This is a genomic window from Ramlibacter sp. (genome assembly GCF_013697775.1).
Lineage (GTDB): Bacteria > Pseudomonadota > Gammaproteobacteria > Burkholderiales > Burkholderiaceae_C > Ramlibacter.
Genome location: NZ_JACCWG010000069.1, coordinates 1 through 8,100, shown reverse-complemented (window position 1 = coordinate 8,100; position 8,100 = coordinate 1). Strand labels below are relative to the sequence as shown.

Sequence of the window (8,100 nt, the reverse complement as noted above, 5' to 3'; positions counted from 1 at the left end):
GGTCAGCGCCACCATCTCGGCCAGCCCGGGCGGCGCGGTGGCGCTGGCGCCTTTCTTCGCCGCGCCGGCCTCGCCGGAGGCGCGCTGGACGAGGTCGGGACGGTCCTGCAGGGTGGCGAACAGCGAGGCCAGCACGGCCAGCACGCCGGCGGCACCGAAGCCGGCGGCCAGCCGCTTGAGCAGCAGGCGCGGATCGGTCTTGTGCACGTTCTTGGCCACGACAGGCACTGTGCCGTGCGTGTGCCGTCCAGCGGGGCGTGCGGGGACGGCCTGCGGCTTGGGCGCGTGCTGCTGCCGGCTCTCGTCGTAGGCGCGCCGCTCCACCGGCGACATCAGCACCTCGTGGGCCTGGTTGACCCGCGCGGCCGCGTCCGCAGGCCAGCCTGCTGCCGGGCGGGTGGCCGTGAAATCGGGGTGCAGCAGCCGCATCAGCAGCCGGTAGCGCTCCTTCACGGCGGCAACGTCGGCATTGCGCGGCAGGCCGAGCAGGGCGTAGTGGTCGGCACCCGGCGCGAGCAGCGCCGACTTGATGAAGAACACGGCGGCGTGCTGCACTGCGGGCGGCGGCGTGTGCTCGGCCCGGTCGGAGGCCAGCTGCAGCACGTCCTTCAGCGAATCGAACAGCACGGCCGGCTGGCGCAGCCCGAGCGTGTACTTGCCGGGCGCGCGGTGGTAGGCCAGCAGGGCCTGTTCGACGGCGTCGCGGGAGGCCGCGCTCATGGGCCCGTCGGTCCTCAGGACTGCTGGCGCAGCAGGCCGCCGTTCTGGGCGGGACGCGGGTGCTCCGCGCCGTAGCCGTAGTAGGACCCGTAGCCCTGCAGCTCGCGCGAAGGCGCGAAGGTGAGCACGGCGCCGCGCGGCACCAGGCCCGACAGCCGCATGCGGCGCAGCGCATCGCGGATGTTGGATTTGCGCGTGCTGCGCGCGCGCACGATGAACAGCATGTCCTGGATCTGGTTGCCCAGCACGATGGAGTCGGCGATGCCCAGGATCGGCGGGCCGTCGACGATGACGTGGCTGAAGCCCACGGCGGCAGCCTTGTCCAGCAGCTGCAGCAGCTTGGGGCCCATCAGCAGGTCCACCGGGTTGGGCGGCGGCGGGCCAGCGGTGAGCACCGACAGGTTGGGCACCTCGGTCGGCTGGATCAGCGTTTCGCCGCGGCTGTCGGCCGACAGCAGGTTGGACAGCCCGATCTCGTTCGGGATGGTCAGCATCTTGTGCACCGTGGGGTTGCGCATGTCGGCGTCCACCAGCAGCACGCGGTGGCCCATCTGTGCGAAGTTGATGGCCAGTGCCAGTGCCGTCGTGCTCTTGCCCTCGTCGCGCGTGGTGCTGGTGACCAGCAGCCGCGTGGGCGCGCCGTGCGAGGTGGAGAACTGCAGCGCGGTGCGCACCGAACGGTAGGCTTCTGCCATGGTGGAGCGCGGGTCGTGGTGCACGTTCAGGCCGACGTCCTTGTCCTCGCCGCGCTTGCGATCGGCCACCGGGATCACACCCATCAGCGGCAGGCCGAGCGCGCGCTCGATTTCCTCGGGGAATTTGATGGAATCGTCCATGAACTCCAGCACGAACACCAGGCACAGGCCAAGGAACAGGCCGATGCCCATGCCGGCCATCAGGTTCGACTGCAGGTTGGGCTTGTAGGGAAAGAGGGGCTGGGCCGCGGCGTCCACGATGGACACGTTGTTGGTGGTGAGGTTGCTCGCCACGCCCACCTGCTTCAGGCGCTGCAGCAGGCCGTCGTACAGCGTGCGGTTGGTGTCGACCTCGCGCTTGAGCAGGTTCAACTCGATCCCGTTGTCCTGCGTGGACAGCAGCTGCTTGCGCGTTTGCTCCACCTTGTGGGACAGGTCGGCCTCGAGTTGCTTGGCCGCCTCGTGCTGCGACTTGACGACGGTCAGGATGGTGCCGTATTCGGCCTTGATCTGGTTGTCCAGCTCGTCCATCTGAACCTTGAGCTGCTGCATCTTGGGATAGTCGGGCTTGTAGATGCGCAGGTTCTGCTGGTATTCCAGTTCGAGCTTGCCCCTTGCTTCCTTGTAGTTGCCGATGGTCTTGACCTGCAGGCTCTGCGCCCCGCTGTCGGGATTGCGCTTGACCTCGGCCAGATGCGATTCCAGCCGGATGCGCTCCTGCTCCGCCTTGGCCAGCGCGTTGGCGTACTCAATGTAAGTTTGGCTCAGGACGTTGGTCTTTTCGTCGAGCTGCAAGATCTGCTTTTGCTGGGCGTACTGGTTCAGTTTGCGCTCGGACTCTTCCAGCCGCGCCTTCATCTGAACGAGCTGTTCTTCCAGGAAGGTCTTGGCATAGGCGGAGGTCTCGGTGCGACGCTCCTGGCCAAGTGAGACGAAGATCTGCGCTGTGGTGTTGGCGATGCGCGCGGCCAGCGTCGGGTCGGTGTTGTCCACCGACACGCGCACCAGGCGCGAGTTCTGCACTGGGTCTACCGATAGAGAGCCGAGGAAGGCGCCAATGACGCCTTCCCTGCTCAGCAGGCGCTGGTCGGTGCTGGAGGGCGTGGAGAGCTTGCGGTACCCCGACAGGATGCGGCCGATGTAGCCCTCTTCCTGCGCCGCGGCCGTGGCCGCACCGGTCGGCGCGGCCGCCATGGGCACGCCGCGGGAGTGGTCCAGCTGCAGCTCGTCGATGACGCGCTCGGCCAGCGAGCGGCTGCGCAGCAGTTCGTACTGGGTGCGCAGCGCCATGTACTCGTCCGCCTGCATCTGCTCGACGTCGGCGCCGCCGTTGTTGAAATCCACCACCCGTTGCGGACGGCTGTCGATCTGCAGCACGGTGGTGGCGCGGTAGACCGGGCGGCTGAGGAAAGTGTTGACGCCGGAAATCACCAGCGAGAGCAGCAGCACCACCAGCAGCGTCCATTTGTGCTTGAAGACGATCTGCAGCAGGTCGTGCAGGCTGAGCGAGTGCTCCTCCTCGTCCTCCGGCGGGCGCTGCTGCCAGGGCTGTGGCAGGTAGGGTTGGCGCAGTGCCAGGTCGGTCTGCGCACGGCCCGCGACTGCGGAGGGAAGGGTGTCGGACTTGCCCATGTCAGCGCGCCAAGATCGAGAACGGATTGAAGGTGTCGAAGACGTCGCGGATGATCGAATCCTTGAGCAGCCGCCGGGTGGAGTCGCGCTGCACCACGATCAGGTCGTCGCCCTTGACCGGCGGATCTTCGCTCTTGCCGGTGCGGATCTTCTCGACATCGAAGGTGAGCATCTCGCGCTTCTTGGTGGTTTCGTCGACGCGGAACAGCATGACTTCGGAGCTGTTGGCGATCGGGCCGAAGCCGCCGGCCAGCGCCAGCGCGCGCAGCAGGGTGAGCTGGCCGGTCACCGGATAGATGCCGGGCTTGACCACCGCGCCTTCCATGGTGATGCGCTCGGCGGTGAATTCCTTGATGAACACCGCCACCTGCGGGTTCTGCAGGTACTTCTCCTGGTAGCGCTCCGCGATGCGCCGCTCGGCGCCCTCGGAGGTCAGGCCGGCGATCTGGACCGAACCGACCAGCGGCAGCGACACCAAGCCGGCGGCGTTCACCCGCAAGGTGCGCTTGAGCGCGTCGATGTCGGGCAGGTCAATCTCGATCAGGTCGTTGGCGCTGATGCGGTAGTCCTTGCCGATGGTCAGCAGCTGCGCGCTGGCCGCGGCCGATCGGGCTGCGGCCAACTCCGCATCGCCTGTGCGCGCCGCGCCCGGACGCGGGTCCAGCGGCTGGGACACCGCGACACCGAGCGCGGGCCCGCCCGTGCCCTGCGCCGGGCACAGCGCGGGCAGCAGCACCGCGGCAGCGGCCGCGACCCAGGCTTTCAAACGCAGTGAAGACATGTGGAACCCCATTTTTCTTGCCAGACCCGCTGGTCAAGTCATCAGTTCATCGTGCGGGTGCGGCGCGCACCACGAATTGAGGAAGCTTCGTGACGTTTTTCAGCAGCAGCGCCTGCAGGCTGCCGATGCCGTTCTGACGCATCGCGGCATAGTCCTCGCGCGACTTGCGCAGCATCTGCAGCAGCGAGGCGTTGCTCATGCCGCCCAAGGTCATGCGCACCAGGACTTCCGGAATGTACGCGGCGCGCAGCTTGCCGCGCCACAGCAGGCGCAGCATGTTCTCGTAATCGGCCGAAATGCGAAAGCGCGTGTCGAAGCCGCCCAGCCGCGCATAGCACTCGCGCCGCACGTAGAAGGTGGGGTGCGGCGGCATCCAGCCCTGCGCCAGCCGCTCGCGGCTGTAGCCGCCGGCGCGCCAGTAGCGCACCACCCGCTGCGAGCCGTCCTTGCTCAGGTATTCCAGGTCGCCATAGACGGCGTCCACCGCCGGGTCTTCGAACGCGGCTGCCACGCGCGCCAGCGCCTCGGGCGAGGCATAGGTGTCGTCGGCGTGCATGAAGCCGACCACGTCGCCGCGGGCGGCCCGGATGCCCTTGTTCAGCGCGTCGTAGAGGCCGCCGTCCGGCCCGGGCAGCACCTGCGCGATGCCGGCGCGCGCGCGCTCGATGATAGCCAGGCTGCCGTCGGTGGAGCCACCGTCCACCACGACGTGTTCCACATGCGGCCACGACTGCGCGTGCACGGAACGCAGCGACGCATCGAGCGTCTGCGCCCTGTTCAACACCGCAGTGATGACCGAAATATGTAAAGGCATGTTACGGATTCATGATACTAAGCACAGCCATTCCCGCATACTCTTTGAGCGCTTTGGTGACACTTGCGAGCGCAAAAGCGGTAGGAAACCACATTTTGGGGCCTGTCGGGGCTGCCGAGTAAGTATCTGTCGGGCTGGCAAGCAGCTCGACGGGCATTCCAGCCCATGCGCGGCGGAACGTTGCCATAGCCCGCCACATGTGGTTGCTGGAAGTGACCAGCAGCACCCGGCGCGCACCCAGCCGCCGCACCAGCGGCAGCGTGTTGGTGGCGTTCTCCACGGTGGTGCGGCTGTCGCGTTCGCGCACGATCGCCTGCGCCGGCACGCCCAGCGAGACCAGCACCTCGGCGATGAGGTCGGCTTCCGCCTGGTCGCCGGCAAAGCGCATGCTGCCCGCCGCCACCACCACCACCGGCGCCTTGCCGGCGCGGTACAGCGCCGCCGCGTGCCAGACGCGGCCGGCGGCCGGGGTGAGGATGATCCCCGGGCGGCGCGGCGCGGGATGGCCGACCAGCGCGCCGCCCAGCACAACGATGGCGTCGGCCGTGGGCGCATCCTGCGGCGCCGTGGCCGCATAGTGGCTGTCCAGGGCCGTGTCCAGCACGTGGGCCAGGAACGGCGTGGACGCGAGCCAGAGGCCCACGGCCCCGGTCAGCGCCAGCGCGAGGGCAGTGCGCTGGCGACGCAGCAGCAGGCAGACGCCCGCCAGCAGCCACAGGCAGAAGACCGCGGTGAGCGGCGCCAGCAGCAGGTGGCCCAGGCGCGACCACTCATACGGCATCGGTGCCGGCCTTCACGCGGCGCCGCACCACCCACGTACCCAGCACCAGCCGGTCCATGCGGGTGCGCAGGAAGCAGTCCAGCGCCTCGGCCGGCGTGCAGACCACCGGCTCGTTCTCATTGAACGAGGTGTTCAGCACCATCGGCACGCCTGTGGCGTCGCGGAACGCCGAGATCAGGCGGTGGTAGCGCGCGTTGGTGGCGGCCGACACGGTCTGCAGCCGCCCGGAGCCATCCACGTGCGTCACCGCCGGGATCTGCGCGCGCCGCTCGGCGCGGATCTGGTAGACCTGCATCATGAACGGCACCTCGCCGTCCAGCTCGAACCAGTCGGGCACGGCTTCGCGCAGCACCGAGGGCGCGAACGGCCGGAACGATTCGCGCCGCTTGATCTTCAGGTTCAGGATGTCCTTCATGTCGGCGCGGCGCGGGTCCCCCAGGATCGAGCGGTTGCCGAGCGCGCGCGGGCCCCATTCCATGCGGCCCTGGAACCAGCCGACCACCTCGCCGTCGGCCAGCGCCTGCGCGGTGTCGCGCGCCAGCGCTTCCTCGTCGCAGGGCGCGTCGATGATGCAACCGAGCTTGTCGATGTAGAGCGCCTGCTCGGTGAGCAGCGCCTCGACCGCGACGTCGTCGCAGCGCGGGCCCCAGTAGGCGTGGTCGTGGGCCGGACCGCGCGCGCCGCCCAGCTTGTGCCACACGCTGTAGGCCGCGCCGATGGCGCCGCCCGCGTCGCCGGCGGCCGACTGCACGTAGACCTGCCTGAACGGCGTGCGCAGCGTGACCTTGCCGTTGGCCACCGAATTCATGCCGCAGCCGCCCGCGATGGCAACCGCGTCGAGCCCGTATTTCGCGTGCAGCGCGTTCAGCAGGTGGAAGAACGCTTCTTCGTACATGGCCTGCGCCGAGCGCGCCATGTCCTTGTGGCGCTGCTCGAGCGGCTCGTCGGGAAAGCGCGGCGTGCCCAGCAGGTCCACCATGCCCTGGCCGAACAGCTTGCCGAAGTTGGGGCTGCCGTCGCCCTTCTGGAAATCGATCTTTTCCTTGTGGTGCCGAAAGTAGTCGAGGTCCAGCTTGAAGCTGCCGTCGTCCTGCAGCAGCACCATCTTGCGCATGCGCTCCAGGTACACCGGCTTGCCGTAGGGTGCCAGGCCCATCACCTTGTACTCGTCGCCGTAGTGCGGAAAGCCCAGGAACTGGGTGAGCGCCTGGTAGAAGATGCCCAGCGAATGCGGGAACAGCACCTGGCCGTCCATCGCCAATTCGGTGCCGCGCCCCACGCCCCAGGCGGCGCTGGCGAAGTCGCCGAAGCCGTCGATCGACACCACCGCCGCTTCGGCGAACGGCGAGACGTGGAAGGCCGAGGACATGTGGGCCATGTGATGTTCCACCGCATGCACCTTGGCGCGCACTTCCTGGTCGGGGAAGGCATTGGCCAGGTGTTCGGTGGTGCCGGCGCGCTCGTGCTTTTTCAGCAGGCGGTCGACCAGCATGCCCACGTCGGGGCGCTTGGACGCGGCGTAGGCGAGTTTCCAGCCCAGGTTGGCCTTGCCGTCCTGGTTCACCGCCACGTGCTCCACGTCGGCGATGCCGATGCCGGCTTCGGCCAGGCACCAGCGGATCGACTCGGCCGGGAAGCCGGCCCAGTGCTTGACGCGGCGAAAGCGCTCTTCTTCGGCCGCCGCGAGGGTCACGCCGTCGCGGATCAGGCAGGCAGCCGAGTCGGCGTGGAAGGCATTGATGCCGAGGATGTACGTCATGTCCTGCTGCCGCCAGCGAAGGCGCTGCTGAGAAGTTTCGCGCTGAGGATGGCTTCAGCGATGCCGCGCTGCAGCGCATAGAAGAGCCCGCGGCGCCCATCGAGCAGGCCGCGGCCGACGGTGAGGCAGTACAGCGGCACCAGCCATGGCGTCACCACCACCAGGCGGCGCAGCCGGTCGCGCCAGCGCAGGCGCGCCCACGGCGTCGACAGCAGCAGCGCGCATTCGAGCTGCGCATAGCGGTCCTGTGCGGTTAGCCAGGCCGACAGGGGCTTGCGGTCGTCGTGCAGCGCCAGGTTGCGCAGCGAGGCGACTTCGCCCTGCACCACCACGCGCTGGGTGTGGCCGTCCTGCACATAGGCCGCGCCGGTGCGGCGGTACAGCAGCGTGACAGGCGGGTACAGCGACCCCGACAACGCGCGGCCTTCCACGCAGTAGCGAAAGTGCGCGCGGAAGCCGCCGACGGCGGGGGCGGGATCGAGCGCGGCGATCTCGTCGGCCAGTTGCGCTGTCAGCACGTAGTCGGCGTCCAGCGCCAGCACCCAGTCGGCGGCGATGCCGCAGCCGCGCAGGCCGTGGTTCCATTGCGCCGCATGGCTGTCGAACGCACGCGTGCAGACCCCTACATTCGAATAGGCGGCGGCGATGCGCAAGGTGGCGTCGGTGCTGCCGCTGTCGAGCACGATCACGCGCGGAAATGCCCGCAGCGCATCGAGCGTGCGCGCCAGGTTGGCTTCCTCGTTGTAGGCGAGGATCAGCACCTCCACCCGGTCAAGAAAACTCATGGCCCGGCGCGGCCGTCGTGGCGCTGGTGCCAGCGCCACGCGGTGTCGACGATATCCGTCAAGCGCGGAATGCGCGGCTGCCAACCCAGCTGCGCACGCGCCCGGCCAGCGTCGGCCACCAGCGAGGGCGGGT

Annotated in this window: 7 protein-coding genes; all 7 read right to left on the bottom strand. The window is 68.6% G+C overall.

Features of this window, described 5'->3' with window-relative positions:
- Window positions 1-720 (bottom strand): J domain-containing protein (locus H0U68_RS03870; RefSeq protein ID WP_296352864.1); only part of this gene is annotated, 720 nt, incomplete at its 3' end.
- A 14-nt stretch (window positions 721-734) separates the two neighbouring features.
- Window positions 735-3,047 (bottom strand): polysaccharide biosynthesis tyrosine autokinase, encoded by a 2,313-nt coding sequence (locus tag H0U68_RS03865; protein ID WP_296352863.1) that lies wholly within the window; start codon window positions 3,045-3,047, stop codon window positions 735-737.
- A gap of 1 nt (window position 3,048) precedes the next feature.
- A complete protein-coding gene (locus H0U68_RS03860) occupies window positions 3,049-3,828 on the bottom strand; it encodes a polysaccharide biosynthesis/export family protein (protein WP_296352861.1) in 780 nt (259 codons plus the stop codon).
- Between the two features lie 46 nt (window positions 3,829-3,874).
- Window positions 3,875-4,642 (bottom strand): glycosyltransferase family 2 protein, encoded by a 768-nt coding sequence (locus H0U68_RS03855; protein WP_296352859.1) that lies wholly within the window; start codon window positions 4,640-4,642, stop codon window positions 3,875-3,877.
- Window position 4,643: 1 nt separating this feature from the next.
- Entirely contained in the window at window positions 4,644-5,423 is a 780-nt protein-coding gene (locus H0U68_RS03850; RefSeq protein ID WP_296352857.1) for a YdcF family protein, read from the bottom strand.
- The gene (locus H0U68_RS03845) at window positions 5,413-7,182 is read right to left on the bottom strand and encodes a carbamoyltransferase C-terminal domain-containing protein (protein ID WP_296352856.1); all 1,770 of its coding nucleotides are present in this window, start codon (window positions 7,180-7,182) and stop codon (window positions 5,413-5,415) included. Before H0U68_RS03845 ends, H0U68_RS03850 begins: the two co-directional genes overlap by 11 nt.
- Window positions 7,179-7,967 carry a glycosyltransferase family 2 protein gene (locus H0U68_RS03840; protein WP_296352854.1) on the bottom strand — a complete coding sequence of 263 codons (789 nt, stop codon included), beginning with the start codon at window positions 7,965-7,967 and terminating at the stop codon, window positions 7,179-7,181. Before H0U68_RS03840 ends, H0U68_RS03845 begins: the two co-directional genes overlap by 4 nt.
- Window positions 7,968-8,100: the final 133 nt, after the last annotated feature.

Bases quoted from the DNA above. Each gene is read 5' to 3' on its own strand.
- H0U68_RS03850 (WP_296352857.1), bottom strand. From the start codon at position 5,423: ATGCCGTATGAGTGGTCGCGCCTGGGCCACCTGCTGCTGGCGCCGCTC.
- H0U68_RS03845 (WP_296352856.1), bottom strand. From the start codon at position 7,182: ATGACGTACATCCTCGGCATCAATGCCTTCCACGCCGACTCGGCTGCC.
- H0U68_RS03865 (WP_296352863.1), bottom strand. From the start codon at position 3,047: ATGGGCAAGTCCGACACCCTTCCCTCCGCAGTCGCGGGCCGTGCGCAG.
- H0U68_RS03855 (WP_296352859.1), bottom strand. From the start codon at position 4,642: ATGCCTTTACATATTTCGGTCATCACTGCGGTGTTGAACAGGGCGCAG.
- H0U68_RS03860 (WP_296352861.1), bottom strand. From the start codon at position 3,828: ATGTCTTCACTGCGTTTGAAAGCCTGGGTCGCGGCCGCTGCCGCGGTG.
- H0U68_RS03840 (WP_296352854.1), bottom strand. From the start codon at position 7,967: ATGAGTTTTCTTGACCGGGTGGAGGTGCTGATCCTCGCCTACAACGAG.